22 protein-coding genes are annotated in these 24,285 nt (G+C 71.3%); 9 read left to right on the top strand and 13 right to left on the bottom strand.

Annotated features, from left to right (window positions below; all coding sequences use genetic code 11):
* The first annotated feature begins 5 nt into the window (after positions 1–5).
* Positions 6–500, top strand: a complete 495-nt coding sequence (locus ACWED2_RS00405; protein ID WP_449688268.1) for a putative immunity protein — start codon at positions 6–8, stop codon at positions 498–500.
* Between the two features lie 120 nt (positions 501–620).
* Here ACWED2_RS00405 and ACWED2_RS00410 read toward each other — a convergent pair whose 3' ends face one another.
* The 5 genes from ACWED2_RS00410 to pdhA are packed head-to-tail and all read right to left on the bottom strand — an operon-like array spanning position 621 to position 5,454.
* Positions 621–1,604 carry a hypothetical protein gene (locus tag ACWED2_RS00410; protein WP_449688269.1) on the bottom strand — a complete coding sequence of 328 codons (984 nt, stop codon included), beginning with the start codon at positions 1,602–1,604 and terminating at the stop codon, positions 621–623.
* Positions 1,601–2,149 carry a hypothetical protein gene (locus ACWED2_RS00415; RefSeq protein WP_449688270.1) on the bottom strand — a complete coding sequence of 183 codons (549 nt, stop codon included), beginning with the start codon at positions 2,147–2,149 and terminating at the stop codon, positions 1,601–1,603. The genes ACWED2_RS00410 and ACWED2_RS00415 overlap by 4 nt, the downstream gene beginning before the upstream one ends.
* 56 nt (positions 2,150–2,205) lie before the next feature.
* Entirely contained in the window at positions 2,206–3,381 is a 1,176-nt protein-coding gene (locus tag ACWED2_RS00420; protein ID WP_449688271.1) for a dihydrolipoamide acetyltransferase family protein, read from the bottom strand.
* Positions 3,374–4,369 carry an alpha-ketoacid dehydrogenase subunit beta gene (locus ACWED2_RS00425; RefSeq protein WP_449688272.1) on the bottom strand — a complete coding sequence of 332 codons (996 nt, stop codon included), beginning with the start codon at positions 4,367–4,369 and terminating at the stop codon, positions 3,374–3,376. The genes ACWED2_RS00420 and ACWED2_RS00425 overlap by 8 nt, the downstream gene beginning before the upstream one ends.
* Positions 4,369–5,454, bottom strand: a complete 1,086-nt coding sequence (gene pdhA / locus ACWED2_RS00430) for a pyruvate dehydrogenase (acetyl-transferring) E1 component subunit alpha (protein ID WP_449688273.1) — start codon at positions 5,452–5,454, stop codon at positions 4,369–4,371. Before pdhA ends, ACWED2_RS00425 begins: the two co-directional genes overlap by 1 nt.
* Positions 5,455–5,588: 134 nt before the next feature.
* Here pdhA and ACWED2_RS00435 point away from each other — a divergent pair, with 134 nt between their 5' ends.
* The gene (locus tag ACWED2_RS00435; protein WP_449688628.1) at positions 5,589–6,065 is read left to right on the top strand and encodes an Lrp/AsnC family transcriptional regulator; all 477 of its coding nucleotides are present in this window, start codon (positions 5,589–5,591) and stop codon (positions 6,063–6,065) included.
* Between the two features lie 5 nt (positions 6,066–6,070).
* Here ACWED2_RS00435 and ACWED2_RS00440 read toward each other — a convergent pair whose 3' ends face one another.
* Complete coding sequence (locus tag ACWED2_RS00440; protein WP_449688274.1) at positions 6,071–7,303, bottom strand: pentapeptide repeat-containing protein; 1,233 nt, start codon at positions 7,301–7,303, stop codon at positions 6,071–6,073.
* A 420-nt stretch (positions 7,304–7,723) separates the two neighbouring features.
* Here ACWED2_RS00440 and ACWED2_RS00445 point away from each other — a divergent pair, with 420 nt between their 5' ends.
* From ACWED2_RS00445 to ACWED2_RS00460, 4 genes are read left to right on the top strand one after another with little or no spacing between them, the layout of a single operon-like run.
* Complete coding sequence (locus ACWED2_RS00445) at positions 7,724–10,315, top strand: glycoside hydrolase family 3 protein (protein WP_449688629.1); 2,592 nt, start codon at positions 7,724–7,726, stop codon at positions 10,313–10,315.
* Positions 10,316–10,375: 60 nt separating this feature from the next.
* Positions 10,376–11,974, top strand: coding sequence for a DUF885 domain-containing protein (locus ACWED2_RS00450; RefSeq protein WP_449688275.1), 1,599 nt, complete (start codon positions 10,376–10,378; stop codon positions 11,972–11,974).
* A 53-nt stretch (positions 11,975–12,027) separates the two neighbouring features.
* Positions 12,028–12,723: a response regulator transcription factor gene (locus ACWED2_RS00455; protein WP_449688276.1), complete on the top strand. Its 696-nt coding sequence runs from the start codon at positions 12,028–12,030 to the stop codon at positions 12,721–12,723.
* The gene (locus ACWED2_RS00460; protein ID WP_449688277.1) at positions 12,713–14,506 is read left to right on the top strand and encodes a sensor histidine kinase; all 1,794 of its coding nucleotides are present in this window, start codon (positions 12,713–12,715) and stop codon (positions 14,504–14,506) included. The genes ACWED2_RS00455 and ACWED2_RS00460 overlap by 11 nt, the downstream gene beginning before the upstream one ends.
* Positions 14,507–14,521: 15 nt before the next feature.
* On the opposite strand, the gene ACWED2_RS00465 is transcribed toward ACWED2_RS00460, so the two are convergent.
* The 4 genes from ACWED2_RS00465 to ACWED2_RS00480 all read right to left on the bottom strand — a co-directional run bounded on the left by ACWED2_RS00465 (position 14,522) and on the right by ACWED2_RS00480 (position 19,054).
* On the bottom strand, positions 14,522–15,676 hold the full coding sequence (locus ACWED2_RS00465; RefSeq protein ID WP_449688278.1) for a 4-hydroxybenzoate 3-monooxygenase: 1,155 nt from the start codon (positions 15,674–15,676) through the stop codon (positions 14,522–14,524).
* 73 nt (positions 15,677–15,749) lie between these two features.
* Positions 15,750–16,502, bottom strand: a complete 753-nt coding sequence (locus ACWED2_RS00470; protein ID WP_449688630.1) for an IclR family transcriptional regulator — start codon at positions 16,500–16,502, stop codon at positions 15,750–15,752.
* A 47-nt stretch (positions 16,503–16,549) separates the two neighbouring features.
* The gene (locus ACWED2_RS00475; protein WP_449688279.1) at positions 16,550–18,301 is read right to left on the bottom strand and encodes a chitinase; all 1,752 of its coding nucleotides are present in this window, start codon (positions 18,299–18,301) and stop codon (positions 16,550–16,552) included.
* Between the two features lie 207 nt (positions 18,302–18,508).
* A complete protein-coding gene (locus ACWED2_RS00480) occupies positions 18,509–19,054 on the bottom strand; it encodes an AAA family ATPase (RefSeq protein WP_449688280.1) in 546 nt (181 codons plus the stop codon).
* A 272-nt stretch (positions 19,055–19,326) separates the two neighbouring features.
* On the opposite strand from ACWED2_RS00480, the gene ACWED2_RS00485 reads away from it, so the two are divergent.
* Positions 19,327–19,749: a hypothetical protein gene (locus ACWED2_RS00485; protein WP_449688281.1), complete on the top strand. Its 423-nt coding sequence runs from the start codon at positions 19,327–19,329 to the stop codon at positions 19,747–19,749.
* On the opposite strand, the gene ACWED2_RS00490 is transcribed toward ACWED2_RS00485, so the two are convergent.
* From ACWED2_RS00490 to ACWED2_RS00500, 3 genes are all read right to left on the bottom strand, one after another.
* Positions 19,727–21,556 carry a serine/threonine-protein kinase gene (locus tag ACWED2_RS00490; RefSeq protein ID WP_449688282.1) on the bottom strand — a complete coding sequence of 610 codons (1,830 nt, stop codon included), beginning with the start codon at positions 21,554–21,556 and terminating at the stop codon, positions 19,727–19,729. The genes ACWED2_RS00485 and ACWED2_RS00490 overlap by 23 nt on opposite strands.
* Positions 21,553–22,341, bottom strand: a complete 789-nt coding sequence (locus ACWED2_RS00495; protein ID WP_449688283.1) for a hypothetical protein — start codon at positions 22,339–22,341, stop codon at positions 21,553–21,555. Before ACWED2_RS00495 ends, ACWED2_RS00490 begins: the two co-directional genes overlap by 4 nt.
* A 348-nt stretch (positions 22,342–22,689) precedes the next feature.
* Complete coding sequence (locus tag ACWED2_RS00500; RefSeq protein ID WP_449688284.1) at positions 22,690–23,088, bottom strand: hypothetical protein; 399 nt, start codon at positions 23,086–23,088, stop codon at positions 22,690–22,692.
* Between ACWED2_RS00500 and ACWED2_RS00505 the strand changes: the two genes are divergently transcribed.
* Together ACWED2_RS00505 and ACWED2_RS00510 are read left to right on the top strand one after the other, a co-directional pair.
* Positions 23,063–23,311, top strand: coding sequence for a hypothetical protein (locus ACWED2_RS00505; RefSeq protein WP_449688285.1), 249 nt, complete (start codon positions 23,063–23,065; stop codon positions 23,309–23,311). The genes ACWED2_RS00500 and ACWED2_RS00505 overlap by 26 nt on opposite strands.
* Positions 23,312–23,389: 78 nt before the next feature.
* On the top strand, positions 23,390–24,166 hold the full coding sequence (locus ACWED2_RS00510) for an ArsR/SmtB family transcription factor (protein ID WP_449688286.1): 777 nt from the start codon (positions 23,390–23,392) through the stop codon (positions 24,164–24,166).
* Positions 24,167–24,285: the final 119 nt, after the last annotated feature.

Genomic DNA, 24,285 nt, shown 5'->3' on the forward strand with positions numbered 1-24,285 from the left:
GGGGCATGGAGCTGACTCTCGACGAGCTGCGGTCGTTGACGGGCTGGGCCGCCGACTGCGCGGCGCGGACGTTGCCACTGATCCCCCACGACCCCCGCCCGGCGGCGGCCATCGCGGCGGCGCGGGAGTTCGCCGCGGGCGGCCCACGCACGAAGGCCCTGCGCACGGCGGCCTGGGCAGCACTGGCGGCGGCGGGCTCGGCTCCCGACCCGGCGGCCGCGGCGGCCGCCCGCGCAGCGGTCGGCGCGGCAGGAGCGGCTTACCTGCACCCGTTGGAGTCCCCGCACCAGGTGAAGCACATCGTCGGCCCGGCCCAGCAGGCCGCGCTGGCCCGCGAACTGGCGGGCGGCTCCGCCGAGGCGGAGATCGAGTGGGCCCTCACCCACGCCCCTGCCGAGGTCCGCACCCTCCTGAACCGCTTCCCACCCGGCAAACCCGGCAAAACCCGCCTGGGCGAGCTGCACCGCAGCCTGGAAACCGCCCTCCGCGCCAATGCCTGAAGGGGGCATCACCCGTGTCTGCAGAGGCATCTCGCGTGCTTGAAGAGGCATCACTCATGATACCCCTCTGAACACGCGTGATGCCCCTCTGAACACGCGTGATGCCCGGCGGATCACGGGCTACAGGGCGAGGTTGTCCAAGTCCGATTCAAGACGAGCACGCCAGGTCCACCGCCGCTCGGTGGTGTCCGCCCCCTCGCCCGCCGGCGCCCCCAGCGGCAGGGCCGGATCGACCACCCCGAACGTCACCCGGTACGCCAGCACCGACGCAGCCGTCCGGATCCACGCGTCACCCGACGTGCCCGCCGGTGGCGCCACCCCCAGCGCATGCCCGAACCACGTAGGCAGCAACGCGTTCGAGCCCAGCGCGTCCGTGATCCTGGTCCGCAGCCGCACCTGCAGGTCGTGCCACGCGCGCTCGGCCCGTTCCAGCTGCGGCACCACCCGTGCCTCGACCGCGTCGGCCTCGCGCAAGGCCAGCCGAGCCTGGTCGGCCGCCGAGACCGCCGCGGGGATCTCCTCGTCCAGCAACGTCCGGCGCCGCGTCGACAACGCCCGCAACGACGACTCCGCGTCACCTCGGGCGCGCGAAGCACGGTCGGTCGCGGCCAGGACGCCGATGACGTCCAGCAGGTCGGCATCGCACCGGGAAAGCGCCGACCGCACCGCGTCCAGGTGCGCGATCTCCTCCGCGTACCTGGCCCGCTGCTCCTTCGTGACGAGCTCCTTGTGCAGGTCGTCCCAGCGCGCCGCCTCCGCCGCGAGCGCCCGGGTCTCCGCGCCGACGTCGTCCAGGTTCACCTGCGGGACGCCGTCGGACACGCGGACCGCGCGCTCCAGAGCCTGGACCTGCTGCTGCAGCCGGTCCAGCCGCCTGCCGAGCAGGTCGAGCCGGTCCTCCTGGCCCGGCGCGCCGCCGCCGGCTTCGAGCCGCTCGGTCAGTTCGGCGACGTCCTGACCCAGGCGTTCGTCGGCTTCGCGCAGCCCGTCGACCGCCGCGAACAGCTCGTCGAGGTCGCGCCGCGCCGGGTCGGCGGCGTCCGGGTAGCCGAACTCCTGCGTGAACTCGGGATCGTCGCCGTAGGTCGCGTATCCGTGGCTCACGGGATCCGGCTTTCCCGCCACAGCAGCGCGATCGTGCCCGCGGCACCCAGCGCCGCGAGGACCGTGCAGACCACCGCCCCGGACCACGGAAGCAGGGCGAGAACCAGCGCCACCGCCGTCACGCCGCCGGCCCACGCCGCCCGCGTCCGCTCGCGGATCACCGCCCCGGCCCGGCGGACCGGCGCGAAGCCGACCCACAGCCCCGCGCCGAACAGCGGCACCAGGACCAGCAGCCAGACCGGCGGAAGCACCTCGAACAGCACCAGCGCCGCGGCGACCAGCGGCGCCAGCACGGGCGCGGCCGCGAACCAGACGACCGCGCGCTGCGTCGCCGCGTGCCGGGACTCGAGCTCGGCGTCGGCGAGCCGCTTCCTGGCCTCGTCGAACGCCACCTCGGCGTCGAGCAGCCGGTGGGCCGTCGCCACGAGCTCGTCCATCGCCTCGACGTCCCCGGGCGGGGTCGCGAGCCCGTCCCGTAGGTCCTGCTTGAGCCGGGCGACGCGCCCCTCCGCGAGGTCGCGGTCGTGCTGGGCCGGTGTCGTCACGCGACCACTTTAAGTGCCGCCACCGTCACCACCGGCCAACTCGGCCGGGTGAGTCGTCAGAGGTCTCCGAGTGCGGTGACCGGCGACTCCACGCAGTCGGCGACGAACCGCAGGAACCCGCCCGCCGTGCCGCCGTCGCAGACGCGGTGGTCGAAGGCCAGGGTCAGCTCGCAGATCTTGCGGGCCACCAGTGCGCCGTCGACCACCCACGGCCGGTCGATGATCCGGCCGATGCCGAGGATCGCCGCCTCCGGGTGGTTGATGATCGCGGCCGAGCCGTCGACGCCGAAGACGCCGTAGTTGTTCACCGTGAAGGTGCCGCCGGTGAGGTCCGTGGGCGCGAGCTTGCCCTCCCGCGCGGTGCGGGCGCGGTCGCCGATCGCGGCGGACAGGTCCCGGGTGGACAGCGCCCCGGCGTCCCGCACGACCGGCACCACCAGCCCGCGGTCGGTCTGCGCGGCGAACCCGAGGTGGATCTCGTCGAGCAGGACGATCTCGTCGCCCTCGACCCGCGAGTTCAGCTCCGGGTACCTCTTCAGCCCCGCGACGGCGAACCGCGCGATCAGCCCGAGCAGGCTGACCGGCCGGTCCGACTTCGCGTTCAGCGCGGCCCGCGCGGCGACCAGCCCGGTCGCGTCGACGTCCACCCAGACCGTGGCCTCGGGGATCTCGCGCCGGGAGGTCGAAAGCTTGTCGGCGACGGCCTTGCGCACGCCGGTCAGCGGGATCCGGCGGCCATCGGTCTGCTTCAGCGCCGCTTCGACGTCGGCGCGGCGGATGATGCCGTCCGGCCCGCTCGGGGTGAGCTTCGCGAGGTCGATCCCGTTGTCCGACGCCAGTTTCCGGACGAACGGCGAGATCACGCCAGGCTGCTTCGGCCGCGTGGGCGCCGTGGCGCTCACCGGGCGCCGGGCCCGCTTGCGCCGGGTGGTGGGCGCGGTGCCGTATCCGATGAGGACGTTCCCGCTGCCGGAAGACGTCGTGACGCCGGGCTCGGCGAACCCGCCGACGGTGAGCAGCGGCGCCCCGACCGGCAGCAGCTGGCCCGGCTCGCCGTGCAGCGCGGACACCACGCCGGCGAACGGCACCGGCACCTCGACCGCGGCCTTCGCCGTCTCGACCTCGACGACGACCTGGTCGACGTCGACGGTGTCGCCGACCTTGACCCGCCAGTCCACGATCGCCGCCTCGGTCAGGCCTTCGCCGAGGTCCGGCAGCAGGAAGTCAGGCACCGGCCACCACCGGCGTGTCGTCCCACTGCAGGCGGGCGATCGTGTCGAGGATCCGGTCGACGTCGGGCAGCATGTGCCGCTCGAGCTTCGGCGCCGGGTACGGGATGTCGAGCCCGGTGACCCGCAGGACGGGCGCGTGGAGCTGGTGGAAGCACTGCTCGGTGACGCGCGCGACGACCTCGGCGCCGTAGCCGCCGAAGCCGGCCGCCTCGTGCACGACGACCGCGCGGCCGGTGCGGCGGACCGACGCCGTGACGGTCTCGTCGTCGAACGGCGACAGCGATCGCAGGTCGACGACCTCGACGTCCCAGCCCTCGTCCTTCGCCGCCTCGGCGGTTTCCAGCGCGGTGGCGACCATCGGGCCGTACGCGATCAGCGTGACGTCCTTGCCGTGGCGCCGGACGACGGCCCGGTCCATGCCGGGGCCGGAGCGGGTGAAGGTGACCTCTTCGCTCGACCAGTAGCGGCACTTCGGTTCGAGGAAGATCACCGGGTCGGGCGATTCGATGGCGTCGCGGAGCAGGTCGTAGGCGTCCTGCGCGGTGCCCGGCGTGACGACGCGCAGGCCGGGCGTGTGCGTGTAGTAGGCCTCGCTGGAGTCGCAGTGGTGCTCGACGCCGCCGATCCCGCCGGCGTAGGGCACGCGGATGACCATCGGCAGCGACAGCGCGCCGCGGGTGCGGTTGCGCAGCTTGGCGACGTGCGAGGTGATCTGCTCGAACGCCGGGTAGGCGAAGGCGTCGAACTGCATCTCGACGACCGGCCGGAAGCCGCCCATCGCCATCCCGACGGCGAACCCGACGATGCCGGACTCGGCCAGCGGGGTGTCGAAGCAGCGGTCCTCGCCGAAGTCGGCGGTGATGCCGTCGGTGACGCGGAAGACGCCGCCGAGGGTGCCGACGTCCTCGCCGAACACGAGGACGCGGTCGTCGTCCTTGAGGGCGTCCCGCAGGGCCGCGTTGAGCGCCTGCGCCATGGTGGTCGTCATCAGGCCTCCAGTTCGGCTTCGAGGGCGGCCCGCTGGAGTTCGAGCTGGCGGGTCGGCTGGGCGTAGACGTGGTCGAACAGCGACAGCGGGTCGAGCTCGGGCTCGGCGTTCAGGGTGTCGCGGACGGACTGGGCGAAGACCTCCGCGTCGGCCGCGAACTGCTCGATTTCGTTTCCTTGCAGCAGGTTCTCGTTCTCGAGGAAGGTTTCCAGCCGCTTGAGCGGGTCGGCTTCACGCCACTTCGCGACTTCTTCGGCGTCGCGGTAGCGGGTGGCGTCGTCGGCGTTGGTGTGGGCGTCGATGCGGTAGGTGTGGGCTTCGACGAGCACCGGTCCCTTGCCCGCGCGGGCGTGCTTCACCGCGTCGTCGAGGACGGCCAGGACGGCGACGGCGTCGTTGCCGTCGACCTGCTCCGAGCGCATGCCGTAGCCGATGCCCTTGTACGCCAGCGCTTCCGCGGCGCTCTGCTTCTCGAAGGGCACCGAGATGGCGAAGCGGTTGTTCTGCACGAAGAACACGACGGGCGCCTGGAAGACGGCCGCGAAGTTGAGCGCCTCGTGGAAGTCGCCTTCGCTGGTGGCGCCGTCGCCGATGAGCGCGAGCGCGACGGCGTCTTCGCCGCGACGCTGCATCGCGTGCGCCAGCCCGGCGGCGTGCAGAGTCTGCGTCGCGAGCGGAGTGCACTGAGGGGCAACGCGCGTCTCGACGGGGTCGTAGCCGCAGTGCGCGTCACCACGAAGGAGCGTCAGCACTTCGCCCGGCTTGAGGCCGCGGGCGACGAGGGCGACGGAGTCGCGGTAGGTCGGGAAGAGCCAGTCCTGGGCTTCGAGGGCGAGCGCGGCGGCGACCTGGCAGGCCTCCTGGCCGGCGCTGGAGGGGTAGACGGCGAGGCGGCCCTGCTTGGTGAGCGCGGTCGCCTGCACGTCGAACCGGCGGCCCAGGACCATCAGCCGGTAGGCCTCCTTGAGCCGTTCGGCCGAGGGTTCGCCATACCCGCCGTGCCCGTCGGCCCGGCTCCCGTCTTCGGCGACGAACCGCACCGGGGTAGCGGACGGCAGCAGGGTCTCCGAAGACACGACAGCCATGACGCGCACCACCTCTCCCAGACATATGATGCTGAAATGGTGGTTCCCGGCGGTGTTGTGTTCAAGGGTTGGCGAAAATGAGCGACAAACGGTCTCCCAGCGCATCATCTCATGACCAAACGTCCACAGGTGTCCTGGCTCACGGGGCGCTCCCGGGACGAACGGTCCCGGCCCTGGACGACGTCGACCGGGCGATGCTGGCGGAGCTGTCGGCGGACGGCCGCCTGGCGGTGCGCGCGTTGGCGGAGCGCCTGCACATCTCGCGGACGAACGCGTACGCGCGCTTGGAGCGCCTGCTGTCGGAGGGGGTGATCACGGGCTTCGGCGCCCGGATCGACCCGCGCCGGGCGGGCCTGGGCACGTCGGCGTACATCATGGTGACGGTGGAGCAGACGTCGTGGCGCACGATGGCGACGGACCTGCACGAGATCCCGTACGTCGACCACGTGGCCCTGGTCGGCGGCGACTTCGACATCCTGCTGCTGGTCCGGACACCGGACAACTCGACCCTGCGCGACGTGGTCCTGGAGCGGCTGCAGGCGCTGGAGGGGGTGCGGTCGACGCGGACGTGGCTGATCTTCGAGGAGCTGCCGGGCTCGGTGCTGAGCTGATCGGCTCAATCGAGGTCCTCGTACTCAGGCCGCGGTTTCCACTCCGGTGGGGCGTACGGGACGCCGGCCGAGGTGCAGCCGACGAACCGGACGTCCTCGCTGAACGTCACCTGCTTGAAGTCGGCGATCCCGCCGAACTCGACGTTGATGAACCACCCGTCCTTGGCGAAGGTCACCTCCACGAACCGGGCGTCGCGCCCGAAGTCCACTCCAGGTAGGTAAGCCGCATCCGCGAAGGCCGCGCGAGCAAAGTCCGCACGACCGTCGAACGCGGCCTCACTGAAGATGACCTTGCCGGCGAACCTGGTCTTCTCGAACCGCGCGTCGCGCTGGAACCGGGCGCCGCGGAACACCGTCGCCCCCAAGAAGGTCGCTTCGTCGAACCTCGCGTCAGCGAGGAACGTGACGCCGTCGAACCGGGTGCTGTCCGAGAACTCCGCCTCCGCGAACCAGGCTTCGCCCTCGAAGACAGCTTCGTCGAACCGAGTGCTGCCCCGGAACTTGATCCCCAGCAGGAGGGTCTGCCCGACGAACCTGGCCCCCGCGAAGTTCGCGTTCCGCAACGAGCAGTCGTGAAACTTCAGGTCGATCAACACGGCTCCGCGAAGATCGAGATCGAGATCCGGCCAGAACCGGGCCCGATCGGGCCCGGACGGCGACAGGTGACCGGTGAGAATCTGCTGCGCGGTCATCCGCACCTCCCGCTCTTCCCGGCAGGTGCGATACCGGTCCCGGTCGCCTCCTTCGCCCGGCGGGTCGTACGGCATGCGCAGGTAGGCGCTGACCACGTTGACGATGGTCTGCCGATGCGCCGGATTGTCCTGTGCCAGCCTCTCCAGCGCGTAAAGCCCGGCCAGCCGGACCGGCGCCTTCTCGGCGCCGAGCTGCTCGACGGCCTTGAGGTAGAGATCGCTGATCCGCCGCTCCGCGGCGTCGTGGCGGGCATCTTCGTTGGCCTGCTCGCGCAGCAGGAGGTCGTGGCGCTTCGTGGCCAGATCGTGTTCGGCCGTCTGCTGCCGCCGGGCAGCGAGCAGCAAGGCGATGAACCCGCCCGCACCGAGCACGATCGTGCCCACGGTCCGGACGCTTTCCAGCCGGGCCCTGTCCGCGTCCGTACCCCGCCCGTACAGCGACAGCAACACCCAGCACGCCGCCGCGGCGAGGAAGACCAGGACAACCGCCGATACGGCGATCGTCCGGTTCGAGAGCAGCCGGTTCGCCCCCTGACCATCCCCCATCCACCCAGGATGGCAGTTCTGTCGGCGCACCCGGGAAGTTCACCCGGTCGGCCCTGGGCCCGACGCCGCACAGACAGACGCTGGCCCGGATGCCGCGCAACTCGCCCCGGCAGGACCTGGCTGATCTTCGAGGAGCTGCCGGGCTCGGTGCCGAGCTGAGCCGGGCCGACCGGGCAAAAGCCTTGCCCGCCGGCGCTCTTGACGTTCGACACCGGGCCCGATAAGGGTGGGCCCACCACCGAGCGACTCTTAGTTTATGTCGGGAATTAACAGGCGCTCCAAACAATCGAAACACTTGACTGCCTCCCAGTCGCCCGGTGAGGATCGGCCGGTCCGCCGTTCATCGCAGAATGGACCAGACCCATGGCCAGTAGATCCCGCGCGTGGTCACGCGCGCGCCGAAGTTCGCTCGTCACCCTGGTGAGCCTGAGCCTGCTGGGCGGGGTCGCCCAGGCGACCCCCGCCCAGGCCGCCGAACCGCCGCAGCCCGTCATCGGCCAGCCCGCCAAGGACAAGGACGGCTGCGCCAAGATCGAGAAGAGCCTGCCGACCCTCGCGGACTGGCCGAAGGTCGACAGCCGGCTGAAGGGGAAGGCCGGCGACGAGCAGCGGATCGCCGAAATCCTCAAGGGCATGACCCTGGAGGAAAAAGTCGGGCAGATGACGCAGCCCGAGATCGCCGCCATCACCCCCGACGAGGTCCGCCAGTACGCCATCGGCTCGGTCCTCAACGGCGGCGGCTCGTGGCCGGGCGGGAAGAAGTACGCCACCCAGCAGGACTGGCTGAACCTCGCCGACGCCTTCTGGAACGCCTCCAAGACCAGCCGCACGAAGATCCCCGTCATCTGGGGCATCGACGCCGTGCACGGCAACAACAACGTCTACGGCGCCACCGTCTTCCCGCACAACATCGGCCTCGGCGCCGCGCACGACCCGTGCCTGGTGCGCGACGTCGCCGGCGCCACCGCCCGGCAGATCCGCGCCACCGGCCAGGACTGGGCCTTCTCGCCCACCCTCGCCGTCGTCCAGGACGACCGCTGGGGCCGCACCTACGAAGGCTTCTCCGAAGACCCGCGCATCACGCGCTCCTACGGCTTCGAGGCCATCAACGGCCTCCAGGACGGCGCCACCAAGCGCATCGGCTACAACGGCGTGATCGCCACCGCCAAGCACTTCATCGGCGATGGCGGCACCATCAACGGCCAGGACCAGGGCGTCAACCCCTCGCCCGAGGCGGACATGATCAACATCCACGGCCAGGGCTACTACGGCGCGCTCGCCGCCGGCTCGCAGACCGTGATGGTGTCGTTCAACAGCTGGACCAACGCCGACCTCGGCATCAACGAGGGCAAGCTGCACGGCAGCGACAAGGCGCTGAACCAGATCCTCAAGGGCAAGATCGGCTTCGACGGCCTGGTCGTGTCCGACTGGAACGGCATCGGCCAGGTCACCGGCTGCACGAACTCCTCGTGCCCGCAGGCGATCAACGCCGGCATCGACATCGTGATGGTGCCGAACGACTGGAAGGCGTTCATCACCAACACCGTCGCCCAGGTGCAGAGCGGCCAGATCCCGATGTCGCGCATCGACGACGCGGTCACCCGCATCCTGCGCGTGAAGCTGCGTGACGGCCTGTTCGAGTCGCAGAAGCCGTCCGACCGTTCCTACGCGAACTCCGACGAGGCGCTGAAGGACAACTGGCTGGCGCGTGACGCCGTCCGCGAGTCGCAGACGCTGCTGAAGAACAACGGCAACGTGCTGCCGCTCAAGCCGGCGTCGAAGGTCCTGGTGGTCGGCAAGAGCGCGGACAACATCGCGAACCAGACCGGCGGCTGGACGCTCAGCTGGCAGGGCACCGGCAACACCAACGCCGACTTCCCCAACGCCACGTCGATCCTGACCGGCATCAAGCAGAACCTGGGCGACGCGAACGTCACCTTCGACGCCACCGGCAACGTCGACCCGAAGGGCTTCGACGCGGTCATCGCGGTCATCGGCGAGACGCCGTACGCCGAGGGCGTCGGCGACCTGACCCGCAAGTCGCTCGAAGCGGCGCGGCTCTACCCCGAAGACCTGGCCGTGCTGGACAAGGTCAGCGGCAAGGGCACCCCGGTCGTCACCGTCTACGTCGGCGGCCGCCCGCTGTACATGAACAAGGAGATCAACCGCTCCGACGCGTTCGTGGCCGCGTGGCTGCCCGGCACCGAGGGTGGCGGCGTCGCGGACATGCTGGTCAAGGGCAAGGACGGCACCGGCTACCAGGGCACGCTGAGCTACTCGTGGCCGAAGAGCGCGTGCCAGTCGCCGCTCAACCCGTGGTCGCCGAACTACGACCCGCTGTTCAAGCTCGGCTACGGCCTGAAGACCGGGCAGCGCGCCACGGTCGGCCCGCTGGACGAGACCCCCGGCCCGGCGTCCTGCACGTCGACCGGCGGCGGCGGGACCGCGACCGAGGACCTGGCGATCTTCGACCGCACCGACGTGCCGCCGTACACGAGCCAGATCGGCTCGGCGGAGAACTGGGGCGGCACGGTGATCGGCCCGGACGGCACGGCGGCGCACACCGAGATCAACGTCGTCCCGACGGACGTCAACGTGCAGGGCGACGGCCTGAAGGCGACCTGGACGGGCGCCGGCGCGGCCCAGCTGTACATGCAGAACACGGCGGGCACGAACGACCTGCGCGGCTACCTCAACGCGGACGCGGCGCTGGAGTTCGACACGACCGTGCAGCAGGCACCGGCCAACCGGACGGTGATCAGCATGCACTGCGTCTACCCGTGCTTCTCCGAGGTGAACGCGACCAAGCTGTTCACGGATCTGGCGGGCGGCCCGAAGACGACGGTGAAGATCCCGGTGTCCTGCTTCGACAACGGGCTCGACTTCGAGCACATCAACACCCCGTTCCTGGTGTACACGGACGGCACGTTCCAGGCTTCGTTCGCGAACGTGAAGTGGGTACCGAACGGGGCGAAGGATCCGGACGCGAGAACCTGTTCGAGCTTGACCTGACGGCGACCGGGCCGGGAGCACTCCGCTCCCGGCCCGGTTCGTTTCCGGCACGATGAAGGAGTGACCCTCGCCGACGAACTCCTCCATGTCCTGGCCACCTGGTCTCCGCTCGAAGCGACCTACGTCGGCGTTCCCGGGTACGACCACGCACTCGCCGACCCGAGCGAAACCGGCCACGCACGCCTCCGTGCGGAAGCCGCGGACATCCTCGACCGAGCCCGCGCCTCCACCGACCTCGACCGCGTGACGCTGGGTGTCGTCGTCCAGCAGGCCGAGGCGCTCATCACCCGGATCGACACCCGCCTCGTGGAGATCACCCTCGCCGACCCCCTGTACGCCGTCGGCATGTCCCACCTGGCCTTCCTGCCGCAGCTCGAGCCCGCCGGCGCGCAAGCCCGGGAAGACTTCCTGGCCCGGCTCGCCGCCTTCCCCGCCTTCTACGGCGCCCTCGCCGAACGCCAACGCGACGGGCGGCCGCCCGTCGACCGCATGGCGCGGAACGCGATCGGCTTCCTCGACCGGTTCCTCGCGCAGGACACGCCCTTCCCCCAGGAGCTCGGTGCGCGCCGCGACGAGCTGGTCGACAGCGAAGTGCGGCCGGCGCTGGCCCGCTACCGCGAGTTCCTCGCCACCGAAGTCGCCGGGCACGGCCGGTCCGACGACCAGCCCGGCCTCTGCTGGCTCGAAGACGGCGAAGCGCACTACGCCGCCTTGGCGCGCATGCACACCACCACCGACCACACCCCCGAAGAGCTGCACCGGCTGGGGCTCGAAGCTCTGGCGGAGCTCGACGCCGAGTACGCCGAGCTCGGCGGCCGCGTGTTCGGGGTGACTGACCCGGCCGAGGTGCGCCGCCGGCTCCGCAGCGACGAAAGCCTCCGCTGGCGGGACGCCGAGGACATGCTCGAAACCGCCCGGAACGCCGTCGCCCGGGCGACCGCCGCCGCGCCGGGCTGGTTCCCGCGGGTGCCGACGGCCGAGTGCGTGGTCAAAGCCGTGCCGGAGGCCGAAGCGCCGGTCGCCGCGGCCGCGTACTACCTGCCGCCCGCGCTCGACGGTTCGCGGCCGGGCGTCTACTTCACCAACACCCACGACGTGCACACGCGCGACCGGTTCATCGCCGAGACCGTCGCGTTCCACGAAGCCGTGCCCGGCCACCACTTCGCCGAATCGCTGGCCCAGGAGCTGCCCGGGCTGCCGAAGCTGCGGCGGATCGCGCTGGTCACCGCCTTTGACGAAGGCTGGGCGCTCTACACCGAGCGGCTCGCGGACGAGATGGGCCTGTTCTCCAGCGCTCTGATGCGGCTCGGCATGGTCGCCGAGGACTCGGTCCGCGCGGCCCGGCTGGTGGCCGACACCGGCCTGAACGCCCGGCGCTGGACGCGGGAGCAGTGCGCCGGGTTCCTGCGCACGCACACCGTCCTGTCCGAGGTCGAAGTGCAGTCCGAGACGGACCGGTACATCGAGGAGCCCGGCCAGGCACTGGCCTACCTGACCGGGCGGCGGGAGATCCAGCGCCTGCGCCGGTTCGCCGAACAGGCCCTCGGGGACGCCTTCGACCTCAAGGAGTTCCACGGCGTCGTGCTCGGCAGCGGGAAACTGCCGCTCAAGGTGCTGGACGACGTCGTCCGGGCCTGGGCCGGCCACGCCAAGGTATGAAGATCCGGTCAGGATGCGGTGACCACGCTGTCAGGACGCCTACCCTCGACGCCGTGTGCGCACGTGTACTGGTCGCCGAGGACGACGCGAAGCAGGCCGAGGTCCTCCGGCTCTACCTCGAAAGCGAAGGCCACACCGTGGTGCTGGCCCCGGACGGCCGGGCGGCGCTCGACGAGGCCCGGCGCGACCGGCCCGACCTGCTGGTCCTCGACGTGATGATGCCGAAGGTCGACGGTCTCGACGTCTGCCGGATCCTGCGGCGGGAGTCCGACGTCGCGGTGCTCATGCTCACCGCGCGCGCCACCGAGGACGACCTGCTGCTCGGCCTCGACCTCGGCGCGGACGACTACCTGACCAAGCCGTACAGCCCGCGCGAGCTGATGGCCCGGGTCCGGACGCTGCTGCGGCGGACCGCCGGCCGCCGCGAGCCGCCCGACACCGCGTTGCGGGCCGGCGGGCTGCGGCTCGACCCGGTGCGGCACGAAGTGTCGGTCGGCGACCGCCCGGTGGACACCACACCGGGCGAGTTCCAGCTGCTCGAGACGCTGATCCGGCAGCCCGGCCGGGTGTTCACCCGCCGCCAGCTGCTGGAGCTGACCCGCGGCGACGACCGGTTCGTCAGCACCCGGATCATCGACGTCCACGTGCTCAACCTGCGCAAGAAGCTCGAACCGGACCCACAGAAGCCCGTCTACCTGCGGACCGTGTTCGGCGTCGGCTACAAGCTGACGGCGGAAGATGACAAGTAGCCCGAGGCATTCATCTCAGCGGAGGGCGCGCTTCCCCCGCCGGCGCAGCCTGGTCGTCCGGCTCACCGCCGTCTCCCTGCTCATCGCGCTCGCCTCCATCGCGGCCACCGCGTGGCTGGCCGTGCAGACCACCACCCGGGCGATCCAGCAGGAGCAGGGCCAGGCGCTTTCCGGCGACGCGACGATCTACACCGAGCTGCTCGGCTTCGCCGCGGTGAACCACACGTGGGACCAGGTCGGGCCCCGGCTGCGGGCGCTGTCGGAGCAGACCGGCCGCCGGGTCGTGGTGACCACCCTCGACCGGCGCGTCCTGGGCGACTCCGGCGGCGCGCCGGTCACCCTGCCGGTCAAGGCGACCGCGTCGGTCGACCCGCTGCACGTCGACCCGGTGCTGCTGCCCCAGGCCGGGACGAGCGGCATCGACCCGCGCGCGGTCGGCCCGTTCAAGCTGCCGCCGTCCGAACGCGAGGAACTGACCGTGCTGGCCAGGAAGGCCGCCGCCTGCCTCGCCTCGCTCGGCCTCCCCGGCCAGGTGCAGGACTCGCCGAGCGGGCGGCCGCTGCTCACCGGGCCCGACCCGCTGTCCGCCCGCTACTACGCGGGCAAGTGCCTGCTCTTCGAGCTGGCCGAACCGACGCCGACCGAGCAGGTCGCGCTGACGAGCCTGAACGAGGCCGTCAACCGCTGCCTGCAGACCCAGGGCGGCGGAGAGGTGAAACTGGACCTCGACCTGCAGGCCCGTGACGTCCCCGACCAGCGGCCCGCCCAGGCCTGCCTCGACTCGGCCCGCCGCGAGCAGCTCACGCCGTACGTCGCGCCGCCCGCGTTGCTGTTCACCCTCGGCCCGGGCGGCTCGCCGCTGCCGACGTTCACGCTGTCGCAGGAGAACCTGACCCGGATCCTCGCGGTGACCGGCGGCGTGCTGGTGCTGGCCGTCGCGCTCACCGCGCTCGTCGCACGGCGGCTGTCCCGCCCGCTGCGCGCGCTGACCGAGGCCGCGCAGCAGGACCGGCCGGCCCCGGTGCGGTCCCGCGACGAGGTCGGCTACCTCGCCGCGGCGTTCAACGACCTCACCGCGCGGCGCGAACGCATCGAGGAGCAGCGCAAGGCGATGGTCGGCGACATCGCGCACGAGCTGCGCAACCCGCTCAACGTCATCCGCGGCCGGCTGGAGGCCGCCGAAGACGGGCACCTGCCGTTCGACCGGGCGCTGAGCGCGTCGCTGCTGGAGGAGACCGTGCTGCTGCAGCACATCGTCGACGACCTCCAGGACCTCGCCGCGGCCGACGCCGGGCAGCTGCGCGTGCACCCCGAGCCCCTCGACGCGGCGGAGCTGGCCGGCCAGGTCGCCGCCGCGCACGCCGACCGCGCCGCCGCGGCCGGGGTCACCCTCGCCGTGGACGCCACCGGCGACTGCGCCCTGGAGGCCGACCCGGTGCGGCTGCGCCAGATCGTCGGCAACCTGGTGACGAACGCGATCCGGCACACCCCGCCCGGCGGCCGGGTGACGATCCGCGTCTCGTCCACCGTGGACGAAGTGACGCTCGCCGTGGCGGACACCGGAACCGGCATCGCCGCCGAGGACCGGCCCCACGTGTTCGACCGGTTCTGGCGGGCCGAGAAGTCCCGCAGCCGCCAGACCGGGGGCAGCGGGCTCGGCCTCGCCATCGTGCGCCACCTCGTGCAGGCCCACGGCGGCACCGTCACCGTCGAGTCCGCAGTGGACGTGGGCTCGACGTTCACCGTCCGGCTGCCGCGGCTCGTGAGTGGTAAGTCGGGTTAGAACCCTAATTGCCACTCACGACAGCGGGAGGCCGGCGTAGTTCTCGGCCAGCTCGGTCTTCGCGGCCGTCGACGTCACCGTGCGGTGGAGCTGGGAGAGCTGGAGCTGGGCGTCGAAGTCGTCGCCGTGGCGGTGCAGCATCGAGGTCATCCACCACGAGAAGTGCGTGCAGCGCCAGACCCGCCGCAACGCCGTCTCCGAGTACGCGTCCACCAGCCGGTCGTCGCCGCGGAAGGACGCCGTCAGCGCCCGGGCCAGCAACGCGACGTCCGCCACCGCCAGGTTCAGCCCCTTCGCCCCGGTCGGCGGCACGATGTGGGCCGCGTCCCCGGCCAGGTAGAGGTTCCCGTGCCGCATCGGGGTGGTCACGAAGCTGCGCATCGGGAGCACGCTCTTCTCCGTGATCGTCCCCGTCTCCAGCGTCCACCCCGGAACGCCGAGCCGCGTCGACAGCGCCGTCCAGATCCGGTCGTCGCTCCACTGCGCGATGTCCTCGTCCGGGGTCACCTGCAGGTAGAACCGGCTCACCCGCGGCGAGCGCATGCTGTGCATCGCGAACCCGTCCGGGTGCCAGGCGTAGATCAGCTCGTCGGTCGACGGCGCGACGTCGGCCAGCACGCCCAGCCACGCGAACGGGTAGGCCCGCTCCCACACCTGCGGCTCGGGGACCGACCCACGGCTCGGCCCGTGGAAGCCGTCGCAGCCGACGACGGCGTCCGCGTCGATCCGCCGCGCGACCCCGTCCGAGTCCAGGAAGGTCACGGACGGCTTCCCGGTGACGTCGTGCAGCGTGACGTCGGTGGCCGAGTAGTACGCCGCGCGGCCCGCCTTCTCCCGCGCCGCCATCAGGTCCTTGGTCACCTCGGTCTGCCCGTAGACCGTCACGGACCGGCCGATGAGGTCGGTGAAGTCGACGTGGTGCCGCTCCCCCGGCGACTGCAGGTAAATGCCCCGGTGTTCCATGCCCTCGACGTCCAGCCGGGCACCGAGGCCGACCTTCCGCAGCAGTTCGACCGTACCCGCCTCGAGGATGCCGGCGCGGATGCGCGCCTGGACGTACTCCGCGGTCTGCCGCTCGAGCAGCACCGAGTCGATGCCTTCGAGCCCGAGCAGGTGGGACAGCAGCAGCCCGGCCGGGCCGGCGCCGACGATGACGACCTGGGTGCGCACTGGAGAACGTCCTTTCCCGCGGGAGAGCCCGAGCATGGATCGGCGGCCCCGCCGGCCACTACGGCATTCTCATTCAGTGAGAGGAATTCCCCATCGCCCGCGAGATCCCGCGCGCCGCGGCCCGCAGCGCCGGGATCTGCGTCCGCGCGTTGCGGTCGTTGGGCACGATCACCGACAGCGCGGCGACGACGGCCCCGCCGGGCCCCCGCAGCGGGACGGCGATGCCCGTCGTCTCTTCGTCGATGAACCCGGCGCAGAACGCGTAGCCGGTGCGCCGGACGTCGGCGAGGAACCGGCGCAGTCGGCCCGCGTCGGTCAGCGTCGTGCGGCGGAAGGCTTCCAGCGGACCGGCCAGCACCTGCTCCTGCAGCTCGGCGGGGGCATGGGCGAGCAGCACCAGCCCGGACGACGACGCGTGCAGCGGCAACCGGCCGGCCACCCGCGTCACGTTGACGACCGCCCCGGGCGCCGAGAGCCGCTCGACGAACAGCACCTCCCGGTCCTCCAGCACGGCGAGCTGGGTGTGGTGCCCGACGACGGCGTGCAGGTCCTCCATGAACGGCATCGCGGCTTCGCGCAGCCCGAGCGTCGGCGACGCGCGGGACGCCAGCTCCCACAGCCGGACGCCGACGCGGACCCGCCGGTCGGGATCGCGCCGCAGCCACCCGTGCCCGACCAGCTCTTCCACCAGCCGCGACGCGGTGGCGACGGGCAGGTCCGCCCGCCGGGCGATGTCGGTGACCCGCAGGGCGGGCGTGTCCGGCCCGAAGGTCTCGAAGATGCGCACGACACGGCGGAGCACGGACTCGCCCTGCGCCGGTTTCACCACGTCAGCAGTGTGCCCCACCCGCGCGGCGGGGCACACTGCCCGCGTCAGGGGAGGGCGTTCAGGAACGGCTCGTGGCTGTTCTGGAACTCCCAGCCGTAGTACTTGTCCCAGTTGACCGACCACGTCATCAGCCCGCGGAAGTTCGGCGACGTCCCGCCGCGCAGCGTGTACGAGCCGCAGCCACTGCCCTTGACCAGGCAGTTCACCGCCGTTTGGACGTCGGCGGGTGAGGTGTAGCCGTTGCCCGCGCTGACGGCGGCGGGCAGCCCGATCGCGATCTGGTCCGGCCGCAGACCGGGGAAGAACTGCCCGGTGTTCGCCACGCTGAAGCCGGCTTTGAGCATGTCGGTCATCGCGATGTGGAACTCGGCGCCGCCCATGTTGTGGTACTGGTTGTCGAGCCCCATGACCGGCCCGGAGTTGTAGTCCTGGACGTGCAGCACGGTGAGCGAGTCCCGCAGCGCGTGGATGACGGGGAGGTAGGCGCCGGTCCGCGCGTCGCCGGCGCTCGTACCGCCGTAGAACTGGTAGCCGACCTGCACGAAGAAGGTTTCCGGAGCCATGGTGAGCACGAACCCGGAGCCGTAGCGGGCCTTGAGCGACTTGAGCGCGGAGATCAGGTTGACGACGACGGGCGTGGTCGGGTTCCGGAAGTCGGTGTCCCCGGCGTTGAGCGACAGCGAGTGCCCTTCGAAGTCGACGTCGAGCCCGTTGAGGCCGTACTTGTCGATGATGGCGGAGACGGAGCTGACGAACTTGTCCCGCGCGGCGGCGGTCGTCAGCTGCACCTGGCCATTCTGCCCGCCGATGGAGATGAGGACCTTCTTGCCCTGCGCTTGCTTGGCCTTGATGGCGGCGACGAAGTCGGCATCGCTCTCGACGTTCGGGCATTCGCCGACGGGACACCGGGTGAACCGGATGTCCCCGGAGGTGACGGAGGTGGGTTCCCCGAAGGCAAGATCGATGATGTCCCAGGCGGCGGGGACGTCGGCCATCCGCACGTAGCCGGAGCCGTTGGCGAAGCTGGCGTGCAGGTACCCGACGAGGGCGTGCTTGGGCAGGCCGGTATCGACACAGCCGGTGGTGGTCGCACTGACGACGGCGCTCTTCACCGACTCGCCGGCACTGTTGTAGGCGGCGACGGTGTAGCTGTGGGTGGTACAGGAGGCGAGCCCACTGACGGTGGCACTCGTTCCGGTGACGTCGGCAACGACGGAGGAGCCTTCGTAGACGCGGTACCCGGTGACGGTCCCGGCACTGGCGCCCCAGCTCAGGGCGATGGAGCTGCTGGTGACGGCGGTGACTTGCGGAGTGCCGGGAGAGGTGGGGGTACCGGGGGTGTTCCCACCGGGCCCATCGAGGACGACGTCGTCGGCGTAGTAGGTACCGGCGCCGTACCAGCCGTGGAGGTAGAGCTGGGCGGAGGTCTGGTTACCGGTGGTGAAGCCGAGCTGCAGCTGGTTGTAAGCGGCGGAATTCCCGGACCACGTGGAGGGACCACCGGTGATCCCGAGGTAGACGGGGTTACCGCGCACCCAGGCGGAGACGGTGTAGGTGGTGTTGGGCTGAACGGAGACGGTCTGGGAACACTGCGCGTAGTCGGCACCGACCGGAGTACCGGCGAGAGCGTGACTGCCGGAGTGGACGGGGCCGGCGACAACGGCGGCGTTGGCACAGGTCCAGCCGGAGAGAGAGCCGGCTTCGAAGCCGGGGTTGGCAAGAAGGTTGGCCGCGGCGGCGGGGACGGCGAGAACCCCCGAGAGCGCGAGCACCAGGGCGGCGAGGGTGGCAGACAATCGGGAGCGCCTCATCGGGTCCTCCAGTCAGCGAGAGACCCTAATTGTCTGGACCAATGTACGAGTTGTCCAGACCAAGAGGAGGGGTATTCCCTTCAGAGCGGCCGGATCACCGCCCAAGACAAGCCACAGGCCCCGGCCACACCCCCTGCCGACCCGATCGGCGGAACCACCACCAGAAAGATCAGGCCCAGATCGCCGAAACCCTCAACTCCTCACAAGCTCCTCGGCCACCAGCCGAGTCCGCCCCGCCCCAGCCCGGTCGACAACCAGAACACTCCGCCACCCAACCGGCGCCCGCCCACCGAGCAACTCCTCCCGCCACTTCCCCACCCGCCGAACATGCCGGGCGAAAGACCGGGCCCGCACAACCCGCCCCCGGCTCACCTGCCCCGCCAGCGCCACCTCCGCCGGCACGTCCAAGAACAACAACCGCACCGACCGCCCGCTCACGAAACCGACCACCGCGAGCAGGCCCCGGGTCGACGCCCGCGTCGACGGCTCGTGGACCACGACCGGACCGTCCTCACCGAGCGCCCACCGGACGATCCGCGCCCGGTGCCACGCGTGGACCGCCGGCCGGTACCACCGGTAGGGCACCGCCGGCAGCATCGCGCCGAGCCGCTCCCGCACCTGGTCGGAGTCCAGCACCGGCAGACCGGCCGCGGCGTGCCGGAGCATGGTCGTCTTCCCCGCCCCCGGCAGCCCCGCCACGACGAGCAGATCACGCCGGCCCAGCTCGATGACAGTCATGCCCAGGCCAACGTCCCGGCAAAGGTAATGGTTCCTTTACCATGTGCTCACACACAGTGACCGACAGCCACCTGTGCACCGAAGACCACCCGGCCGGAGCACCGGTTGTCACCCGCCGTGCCACGTGTCACTCCATCGCCTGAAAACCCATGCACGACAAGGCATCCGACACCGGAACCGCTTCGGGTGAAGATCGTCTCAACCCCTTCCCGGCGTCCGGAAAATCCCTATCTTCTGAAAGGGACGCTCCGTGAGAACAGGGGAAACTCGTCATGACCCAGTCGCTGGAACTCCCGGTCCAGGAATTCTGTCTCGATTGGACGCTCACGGGCGACGAAGGCGCCCGGGTCGGGATCAGCCTGTCCGGGCAGGTGTCCTTGCTGGACAACAACCGGTTTTACAAGATCGACGGCGTCGTCTACGTCACCGAGGGCGGCGAGGACATCCGCGCGGTCGGCAACCCGCGGATCTCCGTGCGCCGCAACGGCGTCGAGAAGACCGGGCGGCAGTGGGGCTGGGAGATGTGCTCGGCGCGCAAGAGCCTCGGCGCGTTGAACACGATGGAAGGCTACTTCGTCCGCACCGGCTACTGGGCGCCCGCCGACCGCGCCATCCAGCTGAGCCTCTGCGCCGAGCAGGGGTGGAGCCGGCGCAAGAGCTACAGCCCGCACGTCACCGTCCGGATGGTCGACTGACCACTGTGGACGCCCGGCGCCGCGCGGCCGCGACGACCAGCCCGGCCGCGACGGCGCCCGCCACCGCGCACCCGGCCCCGAATCCCGGCGACGGCTCGTGCACGCGCAGCACCGACACGCACAGCCACACCGCGGCGCCGAACAGCAGGCCGAGCACGGGGCCGCCGGCCGCCGCGCCCCGCCAGCGGTGGCCGTTGCGGATCGTCCGCAACCCCGATTCGAGGTAGGCGAGGGCGAACAACGCCAGGATGAGGCTGCCCGCGCCCATGGCGCTGGCCAGCGGGTGCTGGCTGGTGAGCAGGGTGAACGTCTGCGTGGCCGAACCGGTGCGCACATCGGCGGTGACGGCGCCCCCGACGATCCACCGGGCGATCGCCGGCAGAGTGAGTTCGGCGGTGAAGCCGTTGCCGTCGGGCTTGGCCTGGGTGGTCGCGGACCCGAGCGGAATCCCGGCGGCGGAGAGATCGAGCGCCACCGGGCCGGGATTCCCGGGCCCGGTGAGAACGAGCGGCTTGCTGAGATCCACCTCGACCGGCGCCGAGACCGGTGAACCCCCGAGCTGCAGCGCGCCGGACGGCTGGTGCGCCAGCCGGACGGGGTTGAGCAGGGCGAGCACGACGAGCACGGTCGCCGCGGCCGCGGCGGCCAGCCGCAGCCACACCACAACGGCCTGGGAAGCACCGGCACCCTCGGCACCGATGGCGCCGCCAGGCCTGCCTGCTCCGGCCACCCCGGCGCCGCCTTCGCCACCAGGCCAGCCCGCTCCGCCCCCGCCCGTGCCGCCGGGCCACCCGGTGCCCTCGGCGCCCGGCCCGGCCTTCCCGTCAGGCGCCCCGACCAGCGTGGCACCCGGCCGCGCCACCGGGCGCGTCCTCGCTTCCGCCGGTGGCGCCGGTGCGGTCGCCGAGTTCAGCCCCGCGATCACCCGGGGCGTCAGGTGCAGCACCGGCACCCCGGACCGCTCCAGCCACCCCGCCCCGTACGCCGCCGTCGCGGCCGCCGCCAGGTCCGCCGCGAACGACTCCGCCTCCCGGTACCGCGCGTCCAGCTCGCGGGCCAGGCTGCGCATCACCACCACCGCGATCGGGGCCGGCACCCCGGAAATCGGCTGGGGGTCGGTGAACATGTGCTGGCGCATCATGCTGATCGCGCCGCGGGTGTTGTCGAACGGCAGCCGGCCCGACAGCAGCTCGTAGAGCACCGTCCCCGCCGCATACACGTCGGCCGCCGGGCTCAGGGCGTTGCCCATCGCCTGCTCGGGGGCGATGTACGCGGGCGTTCCCAGGATCTCGCCACCGTGCGTGACCAGCGTGGCACCCTCGCTGATCACCCGGGCGATGCCGAAGTCCGCCACCTTCACCACGCCCTGCGTGCTGAACAGCAGGTTCCGCGGCTTGACGTCGAGGTGCAGCACGCCCGCCCGGTGCGCCGCGTGCAGCCCGGCCAGCATCGCCAGGCCGATGGCGCACGCCTGCTCGCCGCTGACACCGCCGCCGTGGAAGCGGCTGTGCACCGTGCCGCCGTCGAGCCGCTCCATCACCAGCAGGTGCTCGCGGCCGGTGCGGACGTAGTCGTACACCGGCACGATGTGCGGGTGGTCCAGGCTGGCCAGCACCCGGGCTTCGCGGTCGAAGAGCTCACTGCTCGCCGCGTGGTTGAGCACGTCCCACGGCAGCTGCTTGATCGCGACGCTGCGCCCCAGCGTCCGGTGGACGCCGGCGAACACGACCCCCATGCCGCCCTCGCCGATCGATTCCCCGATGTCGTACTGCGGCAGGGCGGCGACCAGCTCGGCCGGTGCGCTCATCGGGTGAATTCCTGCGTGGACGGGACCGGCAGCCGGACGGTCTCGTCACTCCCGGTCACCGCCGGCGGGGCCGGGTGCGGGGTCAGGTAGCCGAGCACGAAGGCGATCGCCGCCGCGCCGAGCACCACCGGGATCTCGACCGCGGGCTCGGGCGGGACCAGGCGCAGCACCGACAGGCTGATCACCGCGACCAGGCCGGTGCCGAACCCGGCGGGCAGGAACCGCACGCCGCGGCGCCAGCGGTTGGGCGCCAGCCGGTGCCGGGCCAGCGCCAGCAGCGCGGTCGCCCAGGCGAGGATCGTCAGCACGAGCATCGCCAGGCCGAAGACGCCGTAGACCGACCAGAAGGAGCCGCGGACGTCGGCGACCGTGGTCGCCTCGCCGAGCGTGCCGCGCCCGGAGTCGAGCAGCTCGACCGACGACGGCAGCAGCCCGGTCGCCTGCCCGGCCAGGTCACCGAGGTCGAGGACGAACGTCCGGGACACCGAGCCGCGGGCCGGCACCTCGAAGGGCGCGGTCGTGTCGTAGGCGAAGAACGTCAACGCGAGCGCGACGCCCGAGAGCCGCACGCTGCGGACCTTCACCGGCGCGGCGCCGGGGTTGGTCGCCACGACCTGGAGTTCGACCTGCTTCGCCGGATCGATCGGGACGGTGGCGTCCTCGATCGGCCGCTTGTCGATCGACACCTGCAGCCGCAGCGAGCCGGAGTCCGCGGAGGCGGGTGGGGCGCCCAGCAACATCGCGCACAAACCCAACGCAACCCCCGCCGCGATGACACGTCCCATTGGGCATCCCCTACTTGCTTTACCGACTGGCCTGGAATGCTACAGCGAGCACACACCGGGGAGGGACGTCCCAATGCGATTCGTGGTTCGGCTGTTTTTCGGCGCCGTGGCCGGAACGTTGCTTCTGCTCGCGGCGGCGGGCACGGGTGACGCACAAGTTCCGCCGTCGGTTGGTTTGAAACCGTCGAGCGGGCCGGCGGGAAGTTCGTTCACCATTTCCTGGAACGGTTTCCCGACCTGCCGGATCCTCAATTTCTCCTGGGCGGGCTCGGCGCTCGGCTCGAAAGTGGCCCCGGCGTCCAGCGGGCAGTTCGACACCGCCGTCCCCACCTCCGCGAAGCCGGGCTCCTACACGGTCACCGCGACCTGCTCCAGCCAGCCGCAGACCGCCAGTGGCACGTTCGTCGTCACCGGGGTCACCACCACCACGCCCACCACCACGCCTCCGCCGCCGGTGACGACCACGCCGCCCCCGCCGGTGACCACGCCGCCGGCCCGGCCGGGCACCACCACGACCCCCGCCACCCCGAAGACCACCACGCCGGCGCCGACCACGACGACCCCGCCGCCATCGTCGACGTCGACGACCCCGACGGACACGCCCGGCAGCCCCACGACGGCCACCACCGCGCCGAAGCCCGGCGAACTGGTGCTCGACCGCCCGAGCATCAAGCCCGGCGAGGCGCTCTCCGCCTCCGGGCGGGGGTGCCTGCCGAGCCGGATGGTGACGCTGACGTCCGACGGCACCGAGGTCGGCACCGCCTACACCGACGACTCCGGCGCCTTCACCGCGCCGGTCGAATTCACCCGCATCGAGGCCGGGCGGCACACCGTGATCGCCGAGTGCGGCGTGCGGCTGACCGGCGCCGTCGACCAGGTGGTGACCCGCTCCTCCAGCGGACAGACCGGCACGCTGATCGTCCTGGTGTTCTTCGTCCTCGCGAGCATCACGGTGATCCGCTTCCGATGACTCCCGGTTGACATGCACCCTCCCGGCTGCCTATCGTCAAAAGGCAGCCGGGAGGCTGCATATCGACGGGAAGGCGCGATGGACGAGGTCTTCAAGGCGCTGGCCGACCCCAGCCGCCGTCAGCTGCTGGACGTGCTCAACGAGCGCAACGGCCAGACCCTGCGCGAGCTGTGCGCGGGGCTGGACATGGCCCGCCAGTCGGTGAGCAAGCACCTGGCCGTGCTCGAAGCGGCCGGGCTGATCACGACCACCTGGCGCGGCCGGGAGAAGCTGCACCACCTCGACGCAGGCCCGATCAACGCGATCGCCGAGCGCTGGATGACCCGCTACGACCGGCGGCGGGCCGGCGCGCTGGCCGATCTGAAACGAGCACTGGAGTCCGCACCGATGAACGATTTCGCGTACACCACCTACATCAACACGACACCGGAGAAACTCTGGCAAGCGCTTACCGACCCGGCGTTCACGAGCCGGTATTGGGGTGTCTCCTTCGAAACCGACTGGAAACCGGGCTCGCCGATGACGTGGGGCGAACGCGGCGCGAAAACGGGCGATCCCGAACAGGTCGTCCTCGAATCGGAACCCCATCGCCGACTTTCCTACACCTGGCACACATTCACGGCGGATTGGGCGAAAGCGAACGGCGTCGACGAGGAAACGCTCGCGAAACTGCAGCAGGAGAGCCGAAGCAAAGTGACGTTCACCATCGAGCCGCACGGGGAAATGGTGAAGCTGACCGTGCTCCACGACGGTTTCGACCCCGGCAGCACGACGCTGGAGATGTGCAGCCAGGGCTGGCCCGCCCTGCTGTCCAGCCTGAAGACGCTGCTGGAGACCGGCGCGCCCCTGCCGTGACCTGGCCAAACCGGTCGAACGTCCCGAACAAGACAGATCTGGCGCACCAGATACGTCTGAATTCTCCCTCTTTTGTGTTCGGCCGGCTGAAGTCCGGGTGAACTTCCCTCTTTCGATCG

The sequence above is a fragment of the Amycolatopsis sp. NPDC005003 genome, from assembly GCF_053600695.1.

What these genes read in the sequence shown, in the direction of transcription:
- ACWED2_RS00480 (WP_449688280.1), bottom strand. Translation starts at nt 19,054, where the DNA reads ATGACTGTCATCGAGCTGGGCCGGCGTGATCTGCTCGTCGTGGCGGGG.
- ACWED2_RS00425 (WP_449688272.1), bottom strand. Translation starts at nt 4,369, where the DNA reads ATGACGACCACCATGGCGCAGGCGCTCAACGCGGCCCTGCGGGACGCC.
- ACWED2_RS00495 (WP_449688283.1), bottom strand. Translation starts at nt 22,341, where the DNA reads ATGGGACGTGTCATCGCGGCGGGGGTTGCGTTGGGTTTGTGCGCGATG.
- ACWED2_RS00490 (WP_449688282.1), bottom strand. Translation starts at nt 21,556, where the DNA reads ATGAGCGCACCGGCCGAGCTGGTCGCCGCCCTGCCGCAGTACGACATC.
- ACWED2_RS00440 (WP_449688274.1), bottom strand. Translation starts at nt 7,303, where the DNA reads ATGGGGGATGGTCAGGGGGCGAACCGGCTGCTCTCGAACCGGACGATC.
- pdhA (WP_449688273.1), bottom strand. Translation starts at nt 5,454, where the DNA reads ATGGCTGTCGTGTCTTCGGAGACCCTGCTGCCGTCCGCTACCCCGGTG.
- ACWED2_RS00460 (WP_449688277.1), top strand. Translation starts at nt 12,713, where the DNA reads ATGACAAGTAGCCCGAGGCATTCATCTCAGCGGAGGGCGCGCTTCCCC.
- ACWED2_RS00505 (WP_449688285.1), top strand. Translation starts at nt 23,063, where the DNA reads ATGGTGACGCTGACGTCCGACGGCACCGAGGTCGGCACCGCCTACACC.
- ACWED2_RS00510 (WP_449688286.1), top strand. Translation starts at nt 23,390, where the DNA reads ATGGACGAGGTCTTCAAGGCGCTGGCCGACCCCAGCCGCCGTCAGCTG.
- ACWED2_RS00485 (WP_449688281.1), top strand. Translation starts at nt 19,327, where the DNA reads ATGACCCAGTCGCTGGAACTCCCGGTCCAGGAATTCTGTCTCGATTGG.
- ACWED2_RS00405 (WP_449688268.1), top strand. Translation starts at nt 6, where the DNA reads ATGGAGCTGACTCTCGACGAGCTGCGGTCGTTGACGGGCTGGGCCGCC.